17 protein-coding genes are annotated in these 20,709 nt (G+C 66.3%); 5 read left to right on the forward strand and 12 right to left on the reverse strand.

Features of this window, described 5'->3' with window-relative positions; genetic code table 11:
- The 4 genes from KYG_RS06600 to KYG_RS06615 form a co-directional block, all read right to left on the reverse strand.
- Positions 1-1,047, reverse strand: coding sequence for a S49 family peptidase (locus tag KYG_RS06600; RefSeq protein ID WP_034693493.1), 1,047 nt, complete (start codon positions 1,045-1,047; stop codon positions 1-3).
- A 73-nt stretch (positions 1,048-1,120) separates the two neighbouring features.
- A complete protein-coding gene (locus KYG_RS06605; protein WP_034693494.1) occupies positions 1,121-1,498 on the reverse strand; it encodes a Rieske 2Fe-2S domain-containing protein in 378 nt (125 codons plus the stop codon).
- A gap of 27 nt (positions 1,499-1,525) precedes the next feature.
- Complete coding sequence (locus KYG_RS06610) at positions 1,526-2,200, reverse strand: HAD family hydrolase (RefSeq protein ID WP_008904074.1); 675 nt, start codon at positions 2,198-2,200, stop codon at positions 1,526-1,528.
- Positions 2,201-2,224: 24 nt separating this feature from the next.
- Positions 2,225-3,256 (reverse strand): RluA family pseudouridine synthase, encoded by a 1,032-nt coding sequence (locus KYG_RS06615; protein ID WP_050813804.1) that lies wholly within the window; start codon positions 3,254-3,256, stop codon positions 2,225-2,227.
- Between the two features lie 587 nt (positions 3,257-3,843).
- Here KYG_RS06615 and KYG_RS06620 point away from each other — a divergent pair.
- From KYG_RS06620 to queF, 4 genes are all read left to right on the forward strand, one after another.
- Positions 3,844-7,002 carry an Rne/Rng family ribonuclease gene (locus tag KYG_RS06620; protein ID WP_008904077.1) on the forward strand — a complete coding sequence of 1,053 codons (3,159 nt, stop codon included), beginning with the start codon at positions 3,844-3,846 and terminating at the stop codon, positions 7,000-7,002.
- Between the two features lie 219 nt (positions 7,003-7,221).
- Entirely contained in the window at positions 7,222-8,007 is a 786-nt protein-coding gene (gene yaaA, locus KYG_RS06625) for a peroxide stress protein YaaA (protein ID WP_008904078.1), read from the forward strand.
- A 36-nt stretch (positions 8,008-8,043) separates the two neighbouring features.
- On the forward strand, positions 8,044-8,952 hold the full coding sequence (locus KYG_RS06630; RefSeq protein ID WP_008904079.1) for a 2-oxoglutarate-dependent dioxygenase: 909 nt from the start codon (positions 8,044-8,046) through the stop codon (positions 8,950-8,952).
- Positions 8,953-9,009: 57 nt separating this feature from the next.
- Complete coding sequence (queF, locus tag KYG_RS06635; RefSeq protein WP_008904080.1) at positions 9,010-9,855, forward strand: NADPH-dependent 7-cyano-7-deazaguanine reductase QueF; 846 nt, start codon at positions 9,010-9,012, stop codon at positions 9,853-9,855.
- A gap of 38 nt (positions 9,856-9,893) precedes the next feature.
- Here queF and KYG_RS06640 read toward each other — a convergent pair whose 3' ends face one another.
- From KYG_RS06640 to KYG_RS25340, 8 genes are all read right to left on the reverse strand, one after another.
- Positions 9,894-11,453 (reverse strand): PAS domain-containing methyl-accepting chemotaxis protein, encoded by a 1,560-nt coding sequence (locus KYG_RS06640; protein WP_008904081.1) that lies wholly within the window; start codon positions 11,451-11,453, stop codon positions 9,894-9,896.
- A gap of 157 nt (positions 11,454-11,610) precedes the next feature.
- Positions 11,611-12,828, reverse strand: coding sequence for a DNA polymerase IV (locus tag KYG_RS06645; RefSeq protein ID WP_008904082.1), 1,218 nt, complete (start codon positions 12,826-12,828; stop codon positions 11,611-11,613).
- A 157-nt stretch (positions 12,829-12,985) separates the two neighbouring features.
- The gene (locus tag KYG_RS06650; protein WP_008904083.1) at positions 12,986-14,242 is read right to left on the reverse strand and encodes a type II toxin-antitoxin system HipA family toxin; all 1,257 of its coding nucleotides are present in this window, start codon (positions 14,240-14,242) and stop codon (positions 12,986-12,988) included.
- A complete protein-coding gene (locus tag KYG_RS06655; protein ID WP_008904084.1) occupies positions 14,239-14,679 on the reverse strand; it encodes a helix-turn-helix transcriptional regulator in 441 nt (146 codons plus the stop codon). Before KYG_RS06655 ends, KYG_RS06650 begins: the two co-directional genes overlap by 4 nt.
- Positions 14,680-14,846: 167 nt before the next feature.
- On the reverse strand, positions 14,847-16,532 hold the full coding sequence (locus KYG_RS06660; protein ID WP_008904085.1) for a thiamine pyrophosphate-binding protein: 1,686 nt from the start codon (positions 16,530-16,532) through the stop codon (positions 14,847-14,849).
- A 27-nt stretch (positions 16,533-16,559) separates the two neighbouring features.
- Positions 16,560-17,807: a pyridoxal phosphate-dependent aminotransferase gene (locus KYG_RS06665; protein ID WP_008904086.1), complete on the reverse strand. Its 1,248-nt coding sequence runs from the start codon at positions 17,805-17,807 to the stop codon at positions 16,560-16,562.
- A 120-nt stretch (positions 17,808-17,927) separates the two neighbouring features.
- Positions 17,928-19,124: an FAD-binding oxidoreductase gene (locus KYG_RS06670; protein WP_008904087.1), complete on the reverse strand. Its 1,197-nt coding sequence runs from the start codon at positions 19,122-19,124 to the stop codon at positions 17,928-17,930.
- Complete coding sequence (locus KYG_RS25340; protein ID WP_255344418.1) at positions 19,111-19,233, reverse strand: hypothetical protein; 123 nt, start codon at positions 19,231-19,233, stop codon at positions 19,111-19,113. Before KYG_RS25340 ends, KYG_RS06670 begins: the two co-directional genes overlap by 14 nt.
- Before the next feature lie 233 nt (positions 19,234-19,466).
- On the opposite strand from KYG_RS25340, the gene KYG_RS06675 reads away from it, so the two are divergent.
- Entirely contained in the window at positions 19,467-20,378 is a 912-nt protein-coding gene (locus KYG_RS06675) for a LysR family transcriptional regulator (RefSeq protein ID WP_008904088.1), read from the forward strand.
- Positions 20,379-20,709 lie beyond the last annotated feature (331 nt).

Raw genomic sequence — 20,709 nt, forward strand, 5'->3', positions numbered from 1 at the left:
TTAACGCAGCTGGGGCCCCGCCATGGAAAGCGACTTCACCGCACCGACACCGATCGCCGCGCCAAAGCGCTTGACCAGCCGCTCGGCCACGTTGTCGCGCCGGGTGTAATCGATGATGTCTTCGGCCTGAACCACTTCCCGGGCCACGTAGTCCAGGTTGCCCAGTTTGTCGGCCAGGCCCATTTCCACGGCCTGCTGGCCGGTCCAGAACAGGCCGCTGAAGGTGTCGGGTGTGGGCTTGAGCCGGTCGCCCCGCCCGGCCTTCACCACGGCGATGAACTGCTGGTGGATCTGATCGAGCATGGTCTGCGCGTAGGCGCGCTGCTGTTCCGTCTGGGGGCTGAACGGGTCCAGGAAGCCCTTGTTCTCACCGGCGGTCAGCAGGCGGCGCTCCACACCCAGCTTTTCCATGGTGCCGGTAAAGCCAAATCCGTCCATCAGCACGCCGATGCTGCCCACGATGCTGGCCTTGTCCACAAAGATGTCGTCGGCCGCAGCGGCAATGTAGTACGCGGCCGAGGCGCAGGTTTCTTCCACCACGGCGTAGATCGGTTTGTTGTGCTTGGCCTTCAGGCGCACGATTTCGTCGTTGATGATGCCCGCCTGCACGGGGCTGCCGCCGGGCGAGTTGATCAGGAGCACCAGGGCCTGGGAGCCCTCGTCCTCCAGCGCGCTGCGCATGGCGGCCACCACAAACTCGGCACTGGCCTCGGCGCCGCTGGCGATTTCGCCCTTGATGTCCACCACCGCCGTGTGCGGGGCGCTTTTGCTGGCGCCGGGCGATGCCTGGCGCAGGGCCGCAAAGGCAACGGCGGCGATCAGCAACAGCCACGCCAGGCGGAAGAAGATCTTCCAGCGGCGGGCGCTGCGCTGTTCCTGAAGGGCGGAGAGGGCCAGCTTTTCCAGCGTGGCGCGCTCCCAGCCGGGTTGCTGCGATGGGTCGCTCACAGATGCTCCTGAATTAGTAGCTGCTTGCGCCCACAGGTCGGGCGCTGGAGTGCTTTTTGGGTCAAAACCCGAAGGGCCGGGCTGCTGGGGGTCGTTCATGTCTTGCGTCCTGGCACTGGGCGGACGCAGGCAGGCAGGCGTCAGCGCGTGGGGGTCGTTCGTCCTGGATTTTCTAGAACTCTGCGGGTTGCAGGTGGTGCGCAGTATGCCAGTGCACCACACCATCACTCTCCGTCAGGGCAATTTTCACCAGCCCGCCGCGGCAGGGGCCACCCGCACACTCGCCGGTGCCCGGCAGATAGGCGGCCCCGTGGGTGGCGCACAGCAGCCAATGGCCCGTGTCGTCAAAAAAACGGTTGGGCTGGTAGTCCATCTCCATCGCCACATGGGTGCAGCGGTTCAGATAGGCATGGGCGACGCCCCGGTAGCGGATCGCAAACGCCCGACACGTCTGGCCCGCATAGCGGACATCGAACGGAACGGCCAGGCCGCCTTCCAGCAAATCCGCACTGTTGCACAACGCAATGCACTGATCAGGAGACGTAGTCACGGGTATTCCCCACTCTGGTCCTGGTGGTCAGGCGTTGTGCAGCAGCCAGTCGTGCAGCTCGAGCACCGAATGCGCAACCGCCAGCGGCTTGAGGGCGTGAAAGGCATCGGGCTCGTGGGCCCCGTAGCTCACGCCCACGCTCGCGCAGCCCGCGTTCACGGCCATCTGCAGGTCGTGGGTGGTGTCGCCAATCATCAGCAGGCGCTCCGGCGCCACGTCAAATTCAGCCATCAGCTCCTGCAGCATCAGGGGGTGCGGCTTGCCAGCGGTCTGGTCGGCGGTTCGCGAGCCGTCGAACACCCCGCGCAAATCGACCGAATGCAGCGCCTCGTCCAGCCCGCGCCGGCTCTTGCCCGTGGCCACGGCCAGCAAGTGGCCGCGTTCGCGCAGATCGTTCAGCAGGGGCAGCACCCCGTCAAACAGCACCAGATCGTCCTGGTGCTGGACGTAATGAAAGCGGTAGCGGTTACCCAGCTCGGTGTACTTCTCGGGCGGCACATCCGGCGCGGCATGGGCCAGCGCCTGCATCAGACCCATGCCGATCACGTACGCGGCTTCCTTGTCCGAGGGCACCGTGCCCCCCACATCGCGCACCGCCGCCTGTATGCAGCGCACGATGATGGCGGTGGAGTCGAACAGGGTGCCATCCCAGTCAAAGGCGATGAGGTCGAAGCGGCGCGGGCGGAAGTTTTTGGCGGACATGGAGAGGGTTTTCGCGCTGGATCGTCAGGCAGGGGACACAAAACCGGCCAGCTCGGGGGGCAGTTCGGCAATCAGCTGCACACGCTCGCCCGAGGCGGGGTGGTTGAACTGTAACCGCCATGCATGCAGGAACATGCGCTTCATCGAGAGCTTCTGAAGGCGCTTGTTGAGGTCAAAGTCGCCGTATTTGTCGTCCCCGACGATGGCGTGGCCCTGGCTGGCCAGGTGCACACGAATCTGGTGGGTGCGACCGGTCTTGATGGTCACCTCCAGCAACGACATGGCGGGCAGGCCCTGCGCAGCGCGCGCGGGCACGGTGCTGCGCACCTTGACCAGGGTGATGGAGCGCATGCCATCCGGGTCATCGGCCGTGGTCACACGCACGCGGCGCTCGCCAGCACCGGAGGTGCCTTCCGGCCCCGCCTGCAGGTACTTGTGCAGTGGCAGGTCGATGACCTTCTTGTTGGCAGGCCAGGTGCCGGTGACCAGCGCCAGATACGTTTTGCCCGTCTCGCGCTCACGGAACTGGTCTTGCAGGTGAGTGAGCGCTGACCGCTTCTTGGCCACCAGCAGGATGCCCGAGGTCTCGCGGTCCAGGCGGTGCACCAGTTCCAGGAACCTGGAGGCAGGCCGCGCCTGGCGCAGCTGTTCGATCACGCCAAAGCTCACGCCGCTGCCGCCATGCACCGCAACGCCCGCAGGTTTGTCGATGGCGATCAGGTGCTCGTCTTCCAGGAGAACGGGAAATTCGCGCGCGGGCGCAGGCCGTTCGGCCTTTTCGGCCACCTTGTCGGAGATGCGCACGGGCGGCAGGCGCACCACATCCCCGGCCTCGACGCGGGTGTCGGCACTCACGCGGCCTTTGTTGATGCGCACCTCGCCGCTGCGGATGATGCGGTAGACATGCGTTTTTGGCACGCCTTTCAGGTGGCGTATCAAAAAGTTATCGAGCCGCTGCCCTGCGGAGTCTTGATCGACCTCGACCAGACGTGCTGCAGGAGGGTGGACAGCCGGGGCGGGGTGGGATGGCGGTTTGCCCCCTATAATGTGTTTCACCTGCGCGTCGTTATGTAAGTGGTTGATTTGTCTGGAGTTTAGTCCACGCAACCCTTGCATCGGCACAGGTAGGTCGATGCCAACGGGCGTCGTACACGCAGATTGCAGGCCAGATGCCTGTGGTGGCCTGTATGCCGTGCGGCGGGCTGACAGATTGAAACACTGATACGGAATCCCCCAAGCTGGCAGACCGTTCCCTACCCGGGAGCGGTCTGCCAGCGGATCGAAGCGAGCATGTGGTTGTTGATGAGCTGGATGGTGACCTTGTGGCGGTGGCTGTTGCCCCCGGCTGCGCGCTCCAATCCGGCCCCAGCGCCCATCCAGCAAGCGCGAGCAGCTATTTTTTCAATAGCAAAGTTGCGCCCCTCTCACTCGCCCCCATCCACGCGCCCCTGCCTTTCACTGCCGCGCTAGCGCTCGGCAGTCCCTTGGCATCCCCGGCAATTCCCTTCGTTTCGATGCGTCAGTCCAGGCATTCACAGCTCCTGTAGAGCTTGTTGTTATTGGTTTGAACTGCGGGTGGCAGCCCGCCGCAGCCCTGTGGGCCGCGCCGCTGCCGACCGCGAAACACGAGAAGGAATCGCATCATGAAGCGGATGCTCATCAACGCCACGCAGGCCGAAGAACGGCGCCTGGCCATCGTCGACGGACAAAAGCTCCTCGACTACGAAATCGAAATTGAAGGGCGCGAACAGCGCAAGGGCAACATCTACAAGGCCGTTGTCACCCGCGTCGAGCCCTCGCTGGAAGCCTGTTTTGTGGACTACGGCGAAGACCGCCACGGCTTTTTGCCATTCAAGGAAATTTCGCGCACCTACTTCGCGCCCGGTGTCTCGCCCAGCCAGGCGCGCATCAATGAAGTGATCAAGGAAGGCCAGGAGCTGCTGGTCCAGGTCGAAAAGGAAGAACGCGGCAACAAGGGCGCAGCCCTGACGACCTTCGTCTCGCTGGCCGGCCGCTACGTGGTGCTGATGCCCAACAACCCCCGCGGTGGTGGCGTCTCGCGCCGCATCGAGGGTGAGGACCGCGCCGAGCTCAAGGAGGCGATGGACCAGCTGGAGTACCCCAACGGCATGTCCATCATTGCGCGCACCGCAGGCATCGGCCGCAGCGCGCCCGAACTGCAGTGGGACCTGAACTACCTGCTGAAATTGTGGAACGCCATCGACGGCGCTGCCAAGGGTGGCAAGGGCGCCTTCCTGATCTATCAGGAATCGAGCCTGGTGATCCGCGCCATCCGCGACTACTTCAACAACGACATCGGTGACATCCTCATCGATACCGACGACATTTACGAACAGGCGCAGCAGTTCATGGCGCACGTCATGCCCGAGCATGCCGCCCGCGTGAAGCGCTACCGCGACGATGCCGCCCTGTTCAGCCGATTCCAGATCGAGCACCAGATCGAATCGGCCTACGCCCGCACCGTGCAGCTGCCCTCGGGCGGCGCCATCGTGATCGACCACACCGAAGCGCTGGTCAGCGTGGACGTGAACTCGGCCCGCGCCATCAAGGGCGGCGACATCGAGGAAACCGCCACCCGCACCAACCTGGAAGCCGCCGACGAAGTGGCCCGCCAGATGCGCCTGCGCGACCTCGGCGGCCTGATCGTGATCGACTTCATCGACATGGAAGAGAGCAAGAACCGCCGCGAAGTGGAAAACCGCCTGCGCGACGCGCTGCGCCAGGACCGCGCCCGCGTGCAGTTCGGCACCATCAGCAAGTTCGGCCTCATGGAAATGAGCCGCCAGCGCCTGAAGCCCGCCCTCTCCGAAGGCTCGTCCATCCCCTGCCCCCGCTGCGGTGGCTCGGGACACATCCGCGACACGGAATCGTCGGCCCTGCAGATCCTGCGGATCATTCAGGAAGAGTCCATGAAGGACAACACGGCCGCCGTGCACTGCCAGGTGCCAGTAGAAGTGGCCTCTTTCCTGCTGAACGAAAAGCGCACCGAGATCGCAAAGATCGAACTCAAGCAGCGCGTGGCCGTGCTGATGGTGCCCAACAAGACGCTGGAAACCCCGAACTACCGCCTGGAACGCCTCAAGCACGACGACCCGCGCCTGGACCACATCGAAGCCAGCTACAAGCTCGCCGAAGAAGTGGAAGACCCCACCGCCGTGACGCGCCGCTCGCAAGAGCCCACCAACAAGCAGACGCCGGTGATCAAGGGTGTGCTGCCGGACGCACCCGCCCCCATCGCCGAGCCGCGCGAGCCCCGCCCTGAGGGTGCTGCACGCGCACCCCGTGGCGGCCAGCGCCCGGCGGCAGCCACCGCAGCGGCACCCGTGGCTGCACCCGCACCCGTGGCCGCAGCGCCGCAGGAGCAAGGCTTCTTCGGCTGGCTCAAGAGCCTGTTCGGCTTTGGCGATACACCGGCAGCACCCGCCTCCGTGGCAGCCCCCGCACCAGTGGTCACACCGGAACCCTCTGGCCGGGGCGAACCCCGCCGTGATGGCCGCAGCGGCGAAGGCCGTGGTGGCCGCGGCGGGCGAGGTGGCAACCGTGATGGCCAGCGCGATGGCGCGCCCCGCGAAGGCAATGGCGAAGGCCGGGGCCGCCGTGGTGAGCGCTCGACAGAAGGCCGCGCACCGCGCGACGCCGAAAGCCGTCCACCCCGTGACGCCGAGCGCCGCCCCGAAGGCGAAGCCCGCGACGGGCAGGGCCGCGACGGTGGCCGCAACGGGCGCGAAGGGCGTGAGGGTGGTGGCCGTGGCCGCCGCGACAACACCGAGCCACGCCACCAGAACGCGGGCTTGAACGGTGACAACACCACCGCGATGACAGCGCAGGTGGAAGGACCCAATGGCGGAAACAACGGTAATGGCGGTAACAGCGGCAACACCGGTAACGGCGCAGATGCCCAGCCCGGCCAGCAGCCCCGCGGCGAGCGCGGCCCACGCCGTGAACGAGGCGAACGCGGCAACCGTGGCGAGCGCACACCCCGCGCGGTGGAAGCACAGGAAGCGGCTGCAGCGGTGGCACCCGGCGACTTTGCTGACACAGCGCCGCTGGCGGCCCTGCCCGATCTGGACCTGTCCGGCAACGATGCACCGCCCAACGGCGCCGCCGCCGAAGAGCAGCGCCGTGAGCGCCGTTCGCGCGACCGCTACGGCCGTGACCGCCGCGAGCGCGGTGAGCGCGGACCGCGTGACGGCAACGGCAATGCCGAAGCCGCCGCACCGGCGACGCTGGATTTCGACCCCACACAGGCCGACCCCGCGCCCGCGCAGGACGAAGCGCCACGCCGCAGCTACTTCACGGCCCCTGCAGCGGAGCCAGCGGCAGCAGCACCTGCCCCAGCGCCTGTGGCAGCACCCGTGCCCGCCGCAGCCAACGCACCGGCCCCCGTTGCTGCACCTGTCGCCGCGCCGGTAGCAGCCTCGGTGGCGGCCACGCCAGCCCCTGCGGTGGCACCTGAAGCTGTTGCAGCACCTGCACCGATTGCAGCACCAGCCGCACCGGTGGCACCTGCTGCCAGCGGCCTGCCCCGTGTCCAGGCGTTTGCGCTGCCCATCGATGACCTGCAGCAAGTGGCTGCCGCATCGGGCCTGCAGTGGGTCAACTCCGACGCGGACAAGATCGCTGCCGTGCAGGCTGCGATTGCCGCCGAACCCAAGCCCATCCGCGTGCCCCGCGAGCGCCCTCCAGCAGTCGTCATCGACGAAGGCCCGCTGGTGCTGGTGGAAACCCGCCGCGACCTGTCTGCCATGAAGCTGCCGTTTGAGCAGCCTCCTTCGGCTTGATGCACTGAGACGGCTGCAGCTCCTGCGGGGCACGCAGCCACCCGGCAAGAAGGCGGCCCAGGCCGCCTTCTTTTTTGCGGCTTTCACCAAAGCCCCTTTCGCGGCTGTCGGCGCTTGTTCAACGGGTACCATTTCAGGCCACCGCCGTCATCGCCCCACTGCAAACTGCCCGCACGGGCACCCGTTTTACCCACCGAGATCCACGGACCCCCTGCCCCCATGCTGTTCCTGCTGTCTCCCGCCAAATCGCTCGACTACGACACGCCCCTGCCCGAAGGCCTGCCACACACCACGCCCCAGTTTGTGGCGCAATCCACCGCGCTCATCGAGGTGCTGCGCGAGCAGTCACCGCAGCAGATCGCCTCGCTGATGGCTCTGAGCGACAAGCTTGCAGCCCTGAACGTGGCGCGCTACCAGGCCTGGCGCCCCCGGTTCACGGCCAGCAATTCACGGCAGGCGCTGCTGGCCTTCAATGGCGACGTGTACGAGGGGCTGGACGCCCGCACGCTCGCCCCGCAGGACCTGGACTGGGCGCAAAGCCACGTGGCCATCCTGAGCGGCCTGTATGGCGTGCTGCGGCCGCTGGACCGTATGCAGCCCTACCGCCTGGAAATGGGCACGCACCTGGCCACGGCCGCAGGCGACAACCTCTACCAGTTCTGGGGCAGCCAGATTGCCGAGCACCTCAACACCCGGCTGCGCGCTGACACCACGCCGGTAGTGGTCAACCTCGCGTCGCAGGAGTACTTCAAGGCCGTGGACCGCAAGGCGCTCAAGGCCCGTGTCATCGAATGTGTGTTCGAGGACTGGAAGGGCGGCGGCTACAAGATCATCAGCTTTCATGCCAAGCGCGCGCGGGGCCTGATGGCGCGTTATGCCATCACCCACCGCGTGGCCACGCCACACCAGCTCGAAGGGTTTGATCTGGATGGCTACGCCTTTGTCCCGGCATCTTCCACGCCGGAGCGCCTGGTGTTTCGGCGCAAAGTCGTACCCTCCACCTAACCCCGCACACAACCCTGCTCACGTCAAAGGACCGCCATGGCATCGCGTTCTGACCAGCACACGGACCACACCACAACCACCCGCCACACCACAGCCACGCGGCAGGCCATCACGCCCGAGTTGCGCCGCTGGATCATTGAACAGGCCCAGGCCGGCTATGCCGCCCCCGTGGTGCTGCAGTCCATGCGCGATGCGGGCTGGGATGAAGACGTGGCGGCCGACGCCCTGGAGGCCACGCTGCAGGACCACCTGAACGAACTGGCCGTGCAACAGGGCCAGCCCGCTGCCGTACCCGTGCCCGAGCCCCGGCTGGATGCATCGCCCGCCCAGCTGGACTGCGGCGACCGCACCGTGAATGTGCTGCTGGCCATGGCCCAGCCGCGCATCGTGGTGTTTGGCAACCTGCTGTCGCCCGAGGAGTGCGATGCCCTCATCGCCGATGCACAGCCGCGCCTGGCGCGCTCGCTCACCGTGGCCACCAAGACGGGCGGTGAGGAAATCAACGATGACCGCACCAGCGACGGCATGTTCTTCCAGCGCGGCCAGAGCCCGCTGATCCAGCGCATCGAAGAGCGCATTGCGCGCCTCTTGAACTGGCCCATCGAAAACGGCGAGGGACTGCAGGTGCTGCACTACCGCCCGGGCGCCGAGTACAAGCCCCACTACGACTACTTCGACCCTGCCGAACCCGGCACCCCGAGCATCGTTAACCGTGGCGGTCAGCGGGTCGGTACGCTGGTGATGTACCTGAACACCCCTGAAAAAGGCGGTGGCACCACCTTCCCCGACGTGCACCTCGAGGTGGCGCCGCAACGTGGCAATGCGGTGTTCTTCAGCTACGAACGCCCACACCCCTCCACCCGCACGCTGCACGGCGGTGCGCCGGTGATTGCGGGTGAGAAATGGATCGCCACCAAGTGGCTGCGCGAACGGGAATTTAGATAAAAACAGGCTCTGGCGCTTATCCATAAAGCGCCAGCAGCTATAAAATATATAGCAATCATGAACACACCGGAACAATCCCAGCTCGGCAAGGCTTCGGCCTATGTAGACCAGTACGACGCCTCGCTGCTCTTCCCCATCCCGCGCGCAGGCAAACGGGCCGAGATCGGCATCACCGGCGCCGCACCCTTCTTTGGGGCCGACCTGTGGACGGCATTCGAGCTGTCGTGGCTGAACCTGCGCGGCAAGCCGCAGGTGGCGCTGGCGCACATCACCGTGCCGTGCGAGACGCCCAATATCGTGGAGAGCAAGTCGTTCAAGCTGTACCTCAACAGCTTCAACAACACCCGTTTTGCCGATGCGGCCGAAGTGCAGGCGCGCATGCGCACCGACATCAGCGAAGCCGTGTGGCGTGGCGCCGGGCAATCCGCCACCGTGGGCGTAAAGCTCATCGCGCCGGAGCTGTTCGACCAGGAACCCGTGCATGAACTGGACGGCCTGAGCCTGGACCGCCTGGACGTGGAATGCACGCAGTACCAGCCCGCGCCCGAGCTGCTCACAGCCGAATTCAACGAAGCGCCCGTGACCGAGACCCTCACCAGCAACCTGCTCAAAAGCAACTGCCTGGTGACGGGCCAGCCCGACTGGGGCAGCGTGCAGATCAGTTACAGCGGCCCGCAGATCAACCAGGAAGGGCTGCTGCAGTACCTGGTGAGCTTTCGCAACCACAACGAGTTCCACGAGCAGTGCGTGGAGCGCATCTTCATGGATGTGTGGACGCGCTGCAAACCCATCAAGCTCACGGTGTACGCGCGCTACACGCGCCGGGGCGGGCTGGACATCAACCCGCTGCGCACCAGCCACCCGCAGGCCCTGCCGCGCAACGTGCGCACGGCCCGGCAGTAGCGCACGGCCACAGCACCGGCGCCCGGGGCGGCACTGCCTCAGGGCATGTTGAACACGTCCACCGAGCGGCCCAGGGACACGGCACTTTCCTTCAGGCCCTGCGCGGCTGCGGCAGACTCTTCCACCAGGGCGGCGTTCTGCTGGGTGACGGTATCGAGCTGGGTCACGGCTTCATTCACCTGCGAAATCCCCTGCGACTGCTCTTTGGTGGCGCTGCTGATCTGCTGCACCAGCGTGCTCACGCGTTCGACCGCGTCGACAACGCCCCCGATCGTGGTGCCCGCATGGTCCATCTGCTGCGCACCGCTGGCGATCTGCCCCACCGTCACACCGATGAGGCCACTGATCTCCTTGGCCGAGCTGGCACTGCGCTGCGCGAGCGCACGCACCTCGCCCGCCACCACCGCAAAACCCCGCCCCTGCTCACCGGCACGGGCCGCCTCGACGGCCGCGTTGAGCGCGAGCAGATTGGTCTGGAAGGCAATGCCCTCGATGACTCCGACAATTTCGCTGATCTTGGTGGACGACAGCTTCATCTGCTGCATGGCGTCGCCAATCTCCCGCACGGCCTGCCCTCCCCGCTTGGCAATTTCACTGCTTTGCGCGCTTTCGCGCGAGACATGGGCGGCGGTGTCGGACGTCTGCAGCACGGTGCTGGCCAGCTCTTCCATGGCCGCCGCAGTCTCCTGCAGGCTGCTGGCCTGCGATTCGGTGCGGGCCGACAGGTCCAGCCCGCCGCGCGCGATCTCGTCGGCCGATTCGACGAAGTTGCGCACCTCGGTGCGCACATCGCCCACCACCGCGCGCAGGTTCACCTGCGTCTGCTGCAGCCGCTGCATGAGCGCGCCCAGGGGCTGCGGGTAGTCGCCGCGCACCGACGTCGTCAGGTTGCAGGCCGAGATGTCCGATGCAAACCGCGTGGCATCGCGCACCCCATGCAGCACCATGGCCTGAAAGCGCCACAGCACCCAGGCAGCTCCCAGCAGCATCAGCACCAGCCGCGCCACCCAGGCCGTAGCGCCCTGCAGCGACAGTGCGTCAGGCACCAGGGCCAGCAGCACGAGCAACCCCATCAGCAACGCCATGCGCGGCAACAGCGCCATCTGCGCCAGCCGCTGCGCCCAGCCGCGCAGGCCACGGTATCGCACGGCCCCGGCCTCCAGAGACAAGCTGCTCTGGCCCGATGCCGCCTCGCTGCGCATCTGGGCATACAGCGCCTCGGCCGCGGCGACCTCGTTGGCGCCAGGCTTGGTGCGCACCGACATATAGCCGCGCGGCTTGCCGCCCTCCATGATGGGCGTGACATTGGCGCGCACCCAGTAGTGGTCGCCGTTCTTGCGGCGGTTCTTCACCAGGCCCGTCCACGGCTCCCCCCTGCCAATGGTGCGCCACATGTCCTTGTAGGCCTCGGGGGGCATGTCAGGGTGGCGGATCAGGTTGTGCGGCTGGCCGATCAGCTCGTCGTAGCTGAAACCGCTCACGCGTGCAAACGCCGGGTTGCAATGGGTGATTTCGCCCTTGGTGTTGGTGCTGGATACCAGCAACTCATCACCCGGAAAGTCGAAATTCTGCTGGGTCACCGGCAGATTGATGCGCATGAATAACTCCTGGAGGCCCTGCAAGGGAGCAGGCTGAGCGTCAGGCGCTGGGGCCCTGTTACCGCTTGATACCTGTCAAGTCTAACGGCCGATCAGCCGCCCTGCACAAAAGAACTCCGAATTGCAGGGCCGGGCGCACGGGGATAGACCCGGGTGCTCAAAACAGCTGCGGGCTGTCCACCACCTGCGTTGCACCCCGCCGCGTGCGCCCCGCCTTGCCAGACTGCGAAGGGCCGTGCTCTGGCGCAGGTTCATCGCCCTTGCGCACCAGGCCGCTGGCGCGCACGCCCAGCAGCCGCAGGCGCTTGTCCAGCGGCACGCGCTTGAGGCATTGCCCGGCCAAATGGCGGATGGTGGCACCGTCTGCCGTGTACGTGTTCGCGGTGTGGTCGCGCGTGGCGATCCTGAAGTCCTCGTAGCGCAGCTTGATGCCGATGGTGCGCGCCACATAGCCCTTGCGCTGCAGGTCTTCGGCCACGCGCTGGCACAGGTCGGTAAAGATGGCAGAGAGCTCGGCCCGGTCGCGCACCGCATGCAGGTCGCGGTCAAAGGTGGTCTCGCGGCTCATGCTCACGGGCTCGCTCTCGGTGACCACGGGGCTTTCGTCGCGGCCCCAGGCCACGCGGTGCATCCAGGCGCCGGTGGATTTGCCAAAGTGGCCCATCAGCCACTGCGCATCCTGCGCGGCCAGCTGACCGATGGTCTCGATGCCCAGCCGCGCCAGCTTCTCGCCCGCCTTGGGACCGATGCCGTTGATCTTGCGCACGTTCAGGGGCCAGATCTTGCCCTGCAGGTCTTCCTCGTAAACGATGGAGATGCCGTTGGGCTTGTTGAACTCGCTGGCCATCTTGGCCAGCAGCCGGTTGGGCGCCACGCCGATGGAGCAGGTGAGCCCCGTTTTTTCAAAGATGCTTTTCTGGATGAGCCGCGCCAGCACGCGCCCGCCCTCGCGCTGGCCGCCGGGCACGTCCGTGAAGTCGATGTAGACCTCATCCACGCCCCGGTCCTGCATCACGGGCGCAATCTCCATGATGGTGCTTTTGAACAGGCGCGAAAAGCGCCGCACCTCGTCAAAATCCACGGGCAGCACGATGGCCTGCGGGCACAGCCTGGCAGCCTTCATCATGCCCATGGCCGAGCCCACGCCAAACTGCCGCGCGGGGTAGGTGGCCGTGGTGATCACGCCCCGGCCCACGTAATCCTTGAGCAGCGGGAAATCCTCCACCGGGATGAAGCACGGCTCGCGCGGCCCGGAGCCGTCGGGGTTTTGCAGCAACAGCTCGTCCACCTTGCGGCGGCCACCGCCAATGACCACCGGCAGGCCCTTGAGCTGGGGATATCGCAGCAGTTCGACCGATGCAAAAAAGGCATCCATGTCGAGGTGGGCGATGCGGCGCAGCCGCTGCCCCTGGCACTCATGGGGGGCAGCCGTTGTGGGCTCGTTAACGGGAAGGTCAGGCGCTGGGACGGTCACGCCCGTTATTGTGCGCGGCGGTGTGAGAGGCTGCTGCCAAGCCCTCGCTGATTCCAGCTCAGAGAAACGCCTTCCTTTGCGCACGCATGGCATCCCGGTCGATGCTGGCGTGCAGTTGCTCCATGTCTGCTCGGCACACGCCTTGCTGTGCAAAGTGGGTGTGCCAACCATCCACCACACGAACCACCTGGCGGATCAGCTCAATGGCACGGGCTCTGCGAATGCCAAACTCGTTGACCTCAGTCAGCGCGTTGTCCAGACTGGACTCCACCCCCGCCTTGCCCACCAACATCGCCTGGTAGCCCAGGTTCTGCAGCGCCGGCACCACGTCATACGCAGGGGTCAGCTCGTGGTAGCCGTCCAGGCCCAGGCGCAGGCTGTGGTTGCGCTCATGGTCGTCGGTGTTGTCCATGAGGATGTTGAACACCATGCGCTGGAACAACTCCTCACGCTGCGCGCCCTGCCGGTCAGGATGGCCCAGGCGCAGCAGCACGGTAGCCAGGGCGCTGTAGCTCTCGGGCAAACGCGCGGCGCGCAGCGCGGTGCGTGCCGACATGCAATGCAGCCGGTAGTCACCTACGCGGTCAAAGCGTTCGATGGTCAGGGCGTGACGCGCCTTGCCGTGGCGTGCAGGGATGGGCAACACGCCCGTGGCTGCCACGCGGATGCCGGCCTTGGCGGCCAGGGTCATCGTGGCGTGTTCCACCAAGGGCGTGTCCACCGCGTCGTCCAGCTCGCTGAACTTGATGACACATGCTCCGGCATCGGTCTGCAGCAAGGCCTTGGGCCGCGTACCGCCCAGCGTCACCCCGGGCTGTATCAGCCTTTGCATGGCGGCCGTCACCGGGGCCTGGGTCTGCAGGTCTTCCATGGCGGCGCTGAGCTGCGCCAGGTCACGCAACTGCGGGTACGCGCCCAGGTGGCGCGGAATGTATTGGTCTGCCGACACCGACACGCCCAACGCGCCAAATCGGTCATCACCCGCAAACAGCAGCCTTTCCAGAATCGACAGGCGCGCGGGCCGGTCTACATGGCGGATGATGCGCTCGCCCCATCGGTCGGGCCGCGCGTCGTCGATGGCACCGGGGGCGCTTGCGCGCTCGCCCGCCGTGAACTCCTGGCCTTGCACCAGCGGCAAATCTTCGCTCAGCGCAAAGTTCCACCACTGCGGGGCATAGACAAACGTGGCGCAGTCGGCCACCAGCTGGGAGAGGCGCAACTCGCCCACCAGCATGGGCCGCGCGGGGTTCACCAGAGCCCATACGGAGAGCTGGTCCTGCGGTACGTAGTTGTGCGGGGTGACTGCCCCGGTCATGTCGAACCCTGTGTAGCCGGATGCAGCAACGCGGCCAGGCCTGCTGCCGTGTTGTTGGCGGACTTGGCGGCAGGAAAAGGCACGGCTGCAGCGGCCGCCGTGCGCTTTGCTGCCGCACGCGCGGGCTTGGGTGCGCCCCGCACGCGGGTGACCTCGCGCTCCAGCGCCGCAAGGTCGCGCTGAGGCGCCACCAGATCCGCCACCACTACGGCAGGATTGACCAGCCACATGCACATCACATACGAGGCCATGGCCACCGAAGGATCGCCCCGCTCGATGCGCGCCATGGTCGGCTGCGACACCCCCAAGCGCCGCGCCCATTGCGCCTGTGATTCGCCACGCCGCTTGCGGGCGATGGCAATGTTCTGCCCCAGCAACTCAATCTGCTGCAGTACGGCCTGCGGATAGTCCGCAGGACTGGTGGTTTGTCTTGGCATTCATAGATAGTAGCTTTTTTATTTTTTTATGCAACTCTATGAATATTTTCTAAGAACTCTCCGGTGCCGTGCGTGAGTGGACGCGTCAACTAGCCGCCTGAAAATTCATAGATTGCTCATTTCAAACCCAAAAATAAACTCTATGAATAAACGACTTGATCAGAGCGTCACTGCTTTGCCATTGCCGCACTCCGAATTCCCTGCAGCGTGCCCGTGGGCGTGATCGCCTCAGGGTCGATCAGGCAGTGCAGCACGCTGGGCAGGCCGCTGGCGCGCGCGCGGGCGAGCGCCGGGGCGAAGTCTTCGGTGCGCTCCACGCGCTCGCCGTGGCCCCCAAAGGCCTGGGCGTAGGCTTTGAAGTCGGGGTTCTTGAGCTGCGTGGCACTGATGCGGCCGGGGTACTCGCGCTCCTGGTGCATGCGGATGGTCCCGTACATGGCGTTATCGAGCAGCACCACGATGAGAGGCAGGCGGTATTGCACGGCGGTCGCAAACTCCTGGCCGTGCATCAGAAAGTCGCCATCGCCCGCGAACACCACCACCTCGCGCTCTGGCCACAGGCGCTTGGCGCCCACGCCGGCCGGCAGGCCGTAGCCCATGGAGCCGCTGGTGGGCGCGAGCTGGCTGGCGTAGGTGGTAAACGGCCAGAAGCGGTGCACCCAGGTGGCAAAGTTACCCGCGCCATTGCAGAAGATGGTGTTGGCCGGCAGGGTGGATTTGAGGTGCTGCATGACCTGGCCCATCTGCAGTTCGCCCGGAATCTGGATGGGGTTGGTGTCGCTCCACAGCACGTACTCAGACCGCGCCATTTCGGCGTGGGCCAGCCACGCCACGGGCGTTGCGGGGCGCACGCTGGCCAGCGCGGCAGTGAATGCTTGAGGGGTGGCATGGATGGCCTGCGCCGGGCGGTAGAGCTTGCCCAGCTCGTCCGCATCGGCATGCACATGCACCAGCGGCTGTGCGGGGTTGGGAATGGCAAACAGCTCGTAGCCTTGCGACGGAATCTCGGACAGGCGTCCGCCCACCACCAGCACCAGGTCCGACGCACGGATGCGCGCCAGCAGGCGCGGGTTCACGCCCAGGCCCAGGTCGCCGCCGTAGCACGGGTGGTTGGCCGGGAACAGCATTTGCCGCCGGAACGAGCAGTACACGGGCAGCGACCAATCTGAAGCAAACGCTACAAACTCGCGCACCGCCTGCTCTGACCACCGGCTGCCGCCCAGGATGGCCACGGGCTGGTGTGCGGCCTTCAGGCGCTGGGCCAGCTCGGCCATCTGCGCGGGGCCGGGGTGTGTTTCCGTGACCTGGTAGGGCAGCGCGTCGGCAACGGCGGCGGCTTCGGTCAGCATGTCTTCGGGGAGCGCCACCACCACCGGGCCAGGGCGGCCCGACGTGGCGACGTGGAAGGCGCGCGAGATCAGCTCGGGCACGCGCGCGGGGTCGTCAATCTCCACCACCCACTTGGCCATGGTGCCAAACACGGCGCTGTAGTCCAGCTCCTGGAAAGCTTCGCGACCCTTGGCGTTGCGTGCCACCTGGCCCACGAACAGGATCAGCGGCGTCGAGTCCTGATGGGCAATGTGCACACCGGCCGACGCATTGGTGGCACCCGGCCCGCGCGTCACAAAGCAGATGCCGGGCTGGCCAGTGAGTTTGCCCTGCGCCTCGGCCATCATGGCGGCGCCGCCTTCCTGGCGGCACACGGTCACGCCGATGTCGGCATCATGCAGCGCATCGAGCACGGCCAGATAGCTCTCGCCCGGCACGCAAAAAAGCTGCTTCACGCCGTGGGTGATGAGCTGGCGGACCAGGATCTGGCCGCCAGTGCGGGAGGGAATGGAAACGTGGGTCATGTCGGGCAATCACTTCTCAAAAACAATTCAGAACAGCGCGTGGCAGGCGCGCTGGATACGGCCGCAGGCCTCCTGCAGATCGGCCATGGACGCAGCGTACGAGATGCGAAAGTATGGCGCCAGCCCCAGCACGCTGCCCGGCACCACAGCCACGTGGAACTCGCGCAGCAGGTAGTCGCAAAAGTCGGCGTCGGTGCGCAGCAGTGCACCGCCCGGCGTGGTGCGGCCCAGCACGCCTTCACAGCGGGCAAAGGTGTAGAACGCGCCCTCGGGCACGCGACAGTGCAGGCCGGGTGAAGCGTTGAGCGCGGCCACCACCACGTCGCGCCGCGCCTGGAACGCGCGGCAGCGCTCGGCCACCACATCCTGCGGGCCGGTCAGCGCTGCCACCGCCGCCGCCTGGCTGATGGACGAAGGGCACGACGTGGCCTGGCTCTGCACCACGGCCATCGCGGCAATCAGCGCCTTGGGGCCTGCGCCATAGCCGATGCGCCAGCCCGTCATGGCATACGACTTGGAGACGCCGTTCACGGTGAGCGTGCGCTCGCGCAGTGCGGGCAGCACGGCCACGGGCGTGGCAAAGGTCCGGCCGTCGTACAGGATGTGCTCGTAAATGTCGTCGGCCAGCACCCACACCTGCGGGTGGCGCAGCGCCACGTCCAGAATGGGCCGCAGCTGCTCGGCGCTGTAGGCCGAGCCACTGGGGTTGGACGGCGAGTTGATGAACACCCAGCGCGTGCGCGGCGTGATGGCCGCTTCCAGCTGCTGGGCAGTGATGCGAAAGCCATTGGCCTCGCTGCACGGCACCACCACGGGCACGCCGCCCGCAATCAGCACCATGTCGGCGTACGACGTCCAGTACGGCGCGGGCAGGATCACCTCGTCGCCGGGGTTCAGGCTGGCCATCAGCGCGTTGTAGATGACCTGCTTGGCGCCCGCACCCACGGTGATTTCGTTGGTCGCGAATTCCAGCGCGTTGTCGCGACGGAACTTGAGCTGTATGGCCGCTTTCAGCGCGGGCGTGCCATCGAGCGCCGTGTAGTGGGTGTCGCCCTGGGCCATGGCCTGCTGTGCCGCCTCCAGAACATGGGCGGGCGTGTCAAAGTCCGGCTCGCCCAGGCCCAGCACGATCACGGGCTGACCCTGACGCTTGAGTTCGTTGGCCGCCTGCGATATGCGCACGATGTCGGACACGCCGATGGAGCGAATGCGGTCTGCGGGCACAAAGGTGGCGGCTGGCGCAGCGTTTGCGGAAAGTGGAAGCGGTGCGTTCATGACGACTCACTACAAAGATGTGGACGGGGTAGGTGAATGTGGTGCGCAGGCTTTGACAGGCTCAGCCCGAACGGGTGGGGTTGCATGGATGGTTCGCGCATCGGCAGCCTGGCGACGGGCTTAGATCACGTTCTTCTCCCGCAGCGGGCGGTTGTCCACCAGCCGCTGGATGGACACGGGCGCCAGGTCCAGGCTCTGGTAACGCCCGGTCAGCATCCACTCGGCCAGCCCGCGCCCCACGGCTGGGCACTGCTGCAGGCCGTGGCCTGAGAAACCGTTGGCAAACACCAGGTTGTCGCACGCCGGGTGCAGGCCCACGATGGCGTTGTGGTCGAAGGTGTTCATCTCGTAGTAGCCCGCCCAGGCGCCCTGCATGCGCAGCGCCTCAAAGCCCGGAATGCGCCCGGCCAGCGTGGGCCAGATGTGGTCGTCAAACGCTGCGTACTCGGGCTCCAGCGGGGCAAAGTCGGCGTCATTACCCGCCTCTGGCGCAAAGCCACAGATGAAGCCCTTGCCCTCGGGCCGCAGCCAGATACCACTGGTGTCGATGAGCAGTGGGCAGCCTGGCAGCGCCGCAGGGCTGGCCAGATTGAACACTGTGCGGCGCTTGCCCACCACGGGCAGGTCGATGCCCGCCCAGCCTGCAATGGCCGCCGCCCACGCGCCGCCGGCGTTCACGGCGTAGCGGCACGGCAGCACGGCCCCGCTTTGCAGGCGCACGGCGTTCACATGCAACACTCCGTCGCTGGTCGCCGTGTCCAAATCGACAGCCTCATCGGCCAGGTAGCGCACGCCCTGGCTTTGCGCCTTCTTGCGCAGCGCCGTCAACAGCAGGTAGCCATCAAACCAGCCCTCGCCCGACAGGCCCAGCGAGCCCAGCGCCACACCCTGCAGCGCCAGCCACGGAAAACGTTCGGCCAGCTGCTGCGGGCTGAGCAGTGCCACATCGGCGCCATGCTGCTTTTGCAGCGCATGGTTTTCGCGCAGCGTGGGCTCGCCCGCCGGGGTGGCCAGGTACAGGTAGCCGCCCTCGTGCAGGCCAATCGCAGGCACATCGCCCTGGCAGGCCAGCAGCGTGGCCACATTGCGCAAAAAGCCGATGCCGAACGCCGACATCTGGATATTGATGTCGGTGGAGAACTGCTGGCGGATGGAGCTGGCCGACAGCGCCGACGAGGCGCGCGCATAGGACGGATCGCGCTCGACCACCACCACTGCGCAGCCCGGTTGCTGCAGCGTGAGGAAGTACGCAATGGCGCTCCCGATGACGCCACCGCCGATGATGACGATGGGGTGCTGGTCTTCAGCGACGGACATGGATACCCCACGTCACGCCCAGGCGTTGCAGCAGTGGATCAGCTTCGATCGCATGGGGCGCAGGGGCAGTGGTGGCAGTGGTGGCAGTGGTGTCAGTGGTGGCAGACATGGCGGCTCGCAAATCAGCAGGGGAGAAGCTTGCAGGCGCAAACCCCCGGTGGGTACGCCAATATCCGCCAAACCGCCGCGGGTGGATAGCAAAAAAATGGAACTACTTGATCACAAATGAGAATGAACTCCCTGAAAATTGCATAGCTGCCAGCGCTTGATACCTGAGCGCCAGACTCCAAAAGGGTGCATGGACAGCCGCTGCATTTCATTCTCCCGCCGCATGACTTGCCCATGACCCTGCTACGCCGCGCCTTTCTGCCGTCCACCACCGACCTGCTGGCCTTTGAGGCCGCCGCCCGCCACCAGAGCGTGTCGCGCGCGGCCGACGAACTGCACCTCACACAAAGCGCGGTGTCGCGCCAGATCCGCCAGCTGGAGGCGCAGATCGGCACCGCCCTCTTTCACCGCGTGCGCCAGCGCGTGGTGCTGACCGACGCGGGCCGCGTTTACGCGGCCGACGTGCAAAACGTGCTGCAGCAGTTGTCGGCCAGCACACAAAAAGCCATGGCGTTTGCCAGCACCGACGGCCTGCTCAACCTGGCAGTGCTGCCCACGCTGGGCACCCGCTGGCTCATCCCGCGCCTGGGAGGCTTCATGGCGCTGCACCCCGAGGCCCTGGTCAACTTCTCGGCCCGCACCGAGCCCTTTGACTTTGCGGGCACGCCGTTTGACGCGGCCATCCACTTTGGCACGCCGCACTGGGCGGGCGCCGTGTGCGAATACCTGATGCACGAAGAAACCGTGCCCGTGTGCAGCCCCACCTACCGGGACCGCCACGGCATCCGCACGCCGCAGGATTTGGCCCGCGTGGTGCTGCTGCAGCAAAGCACCCGCCCCACCCAGTGGGCTGAGTGGTTCGAGCGGGTGGGCGCGCCCACGGCGCTGGCCCTGCGCGGCCCGCAGTCCGAGCACTTCGCCATGATTGCGCAGGCCGCCGTGTCCCACCTGGGCGCGGCGCTGCTGCCACGCTTCTTGATCGAACAGGAGCTGGCGGCAGGGAGCCTGGTGGAGCTGTCCGACCAGGTGCTGACCAGCACCGATGCGTATTACCTGGTGTACCCGGAGGCGCGGGCGCAGACGCCGCTGGTCAAGGCGTTCAGGGACTGGTTGGTGGCGGAGTGCGCGGGGCGAGCCACGGGCTGAGGGAGCGCATCAGCCCACTCTGCCGCAGATGGATAAATATGTACCCAATATGCCTCTGACGCTTGATGGTAAAGCGCTGGCAGCTATCAAAATCAAAGCAATCGGGCCTGGCGTGCTCCGCCTCCTGCCAGGGCCTGTACCACTGCCCCTTGTGCACCATGGCGCCTGCCCCGGCCGGCACGTGAATCGCTGAACACGCGGTCAACGCAAGCCCCGCCGCCCATCCGTGACAAATGTCACCGGCACTGCCTCGCCCTGCGCCGCAGGGGTGCCACAAACGGCTTCTTCGAATCCAGAATCCGGCGCCTGTACACGCTGATTCGTTCGGCAA

Source organism: Acidovorax sp. NO-1 (assembly GCF_000238595.1).
In the GTDB taxonomy this organism is placed as follows: domain Bacteria; phylum Pseudomonadota; class Gammaproteobacteria; order Burkholderiales; family Burkholderiaceae_C; genus Acidovorax.

What these genes read in the sequence shown, in the direction of transcription:
- KYG_RS06600 (WP_034693493.1), bottom strand. Translation starts at nt 1,047, where the DNA reads ATGAACGACCCCCAGCAGCCCGGCCCTTCGGGTTTTGACCCAAAAAGC.
- KYG_RS06610 (WP_008904074.1), bottom strand. Translation starts at nt 2,200, where the DNA reads ATGTCCGCCAAAAACTTCCGCCCGCGCCGCTTCGACCTCATCGCCTTT.
- KYG_RS06620 (WP_008904077.1), top strand. Translation starts at nt 3,844, where the DNA reads ATGAAGCGGATGCTCATCAACGCCACGCAGGCCGAAGAACGGCGCCTG.
- yaaA (WP_008904078.1), top strand. Translation starts at nt 7,222, where the DNA reads ATGCTGTTCCTGCTGTCTCCCGCCAAATCGCTCGACTACGACACGCCC.
- KYG_RS06630 (WP_008904079.1), top strand. Translation starts at nt 8,044, where the DNA reads ATGGCATCGCGTTCTGACCAGCACACGGACCACACCACAACCACCCGC.
- queF (WP_008904080.1), top strand. Translation starts at nt 9,010, where the DNA reads ATGAACACACCGGAACAATCCCAGCTCGGCAAGGCTTCGGCCTATGTA.
- KYG_RS06640 (WP_008904081.1), bottom strand. Translation starts at nt 11,453, where the DNA reads ATGCGCATCAATCTGCCGGTGACCCAGCAGAATTTCGACTTTCCGGGT.
- KYG_RS06645 (WP_008904082.1), bottom strand. Translation starts at nt 12,828, where the DNA reads ATGGATGCCTTTTTTGCATCGGTCGAACTGCTGCGATATCCCCAGCTC.
- KYG_RS06650 (WP_008904083.1), bottom strand. Translation starts at nt 14,242, where the DNA reads ATGACCGGGGCAGTCACCCCGCACAACTACGTACCGCAGGACCAGCTC.
- KYG_RS06655 (WP_008904084.1), bottom strand. Translation starts at nt 14,679, where the DNA reads ATGCCAAGACAAACCACCAGTCCTGCGGACTATCCGCAGGCCGTACTG.
- KYG_RS06660 (WP_008904085.1), bottom strand. Translation starts at nt 16,532, where the DNA reads ATGACCCACGTTTCCATTCCCTCCCGCACTGGCGGCCAGATCCTGGTC.
- KYG_RS06665 (WP_008904086.1), bottom strand. Translation starts at nt 17,807, where the DNA reads ATGAACGCACCGCTTCCACTTTCCGCAAACGCTGCGCCAGCCGCCACC.
- KYG_RS06670 (WP_008904087.1), bottom strand. Translation starts at nt 19,124, where the DNA reads ATGTCCGTCGCTGAAGACCAGCACCCCATCGTCATCATCGGCGGTGGC.
- KYG_RS25340 (WP_255344418.1), bottom strand. Translation starts at nt 19,233, where the DNA reads ATGTCTGCCACCACTGACACCACTGCCACCACTGCCACCACTGCCCCT.
- KYG_RS06675 (WP_008904088.1), top strand. Translation starts at nt 19,467, where the DNA reads ATGACCCTGCTACGCCGCGCCTTTCTGCCGTCCACCACCGACCTGCTG.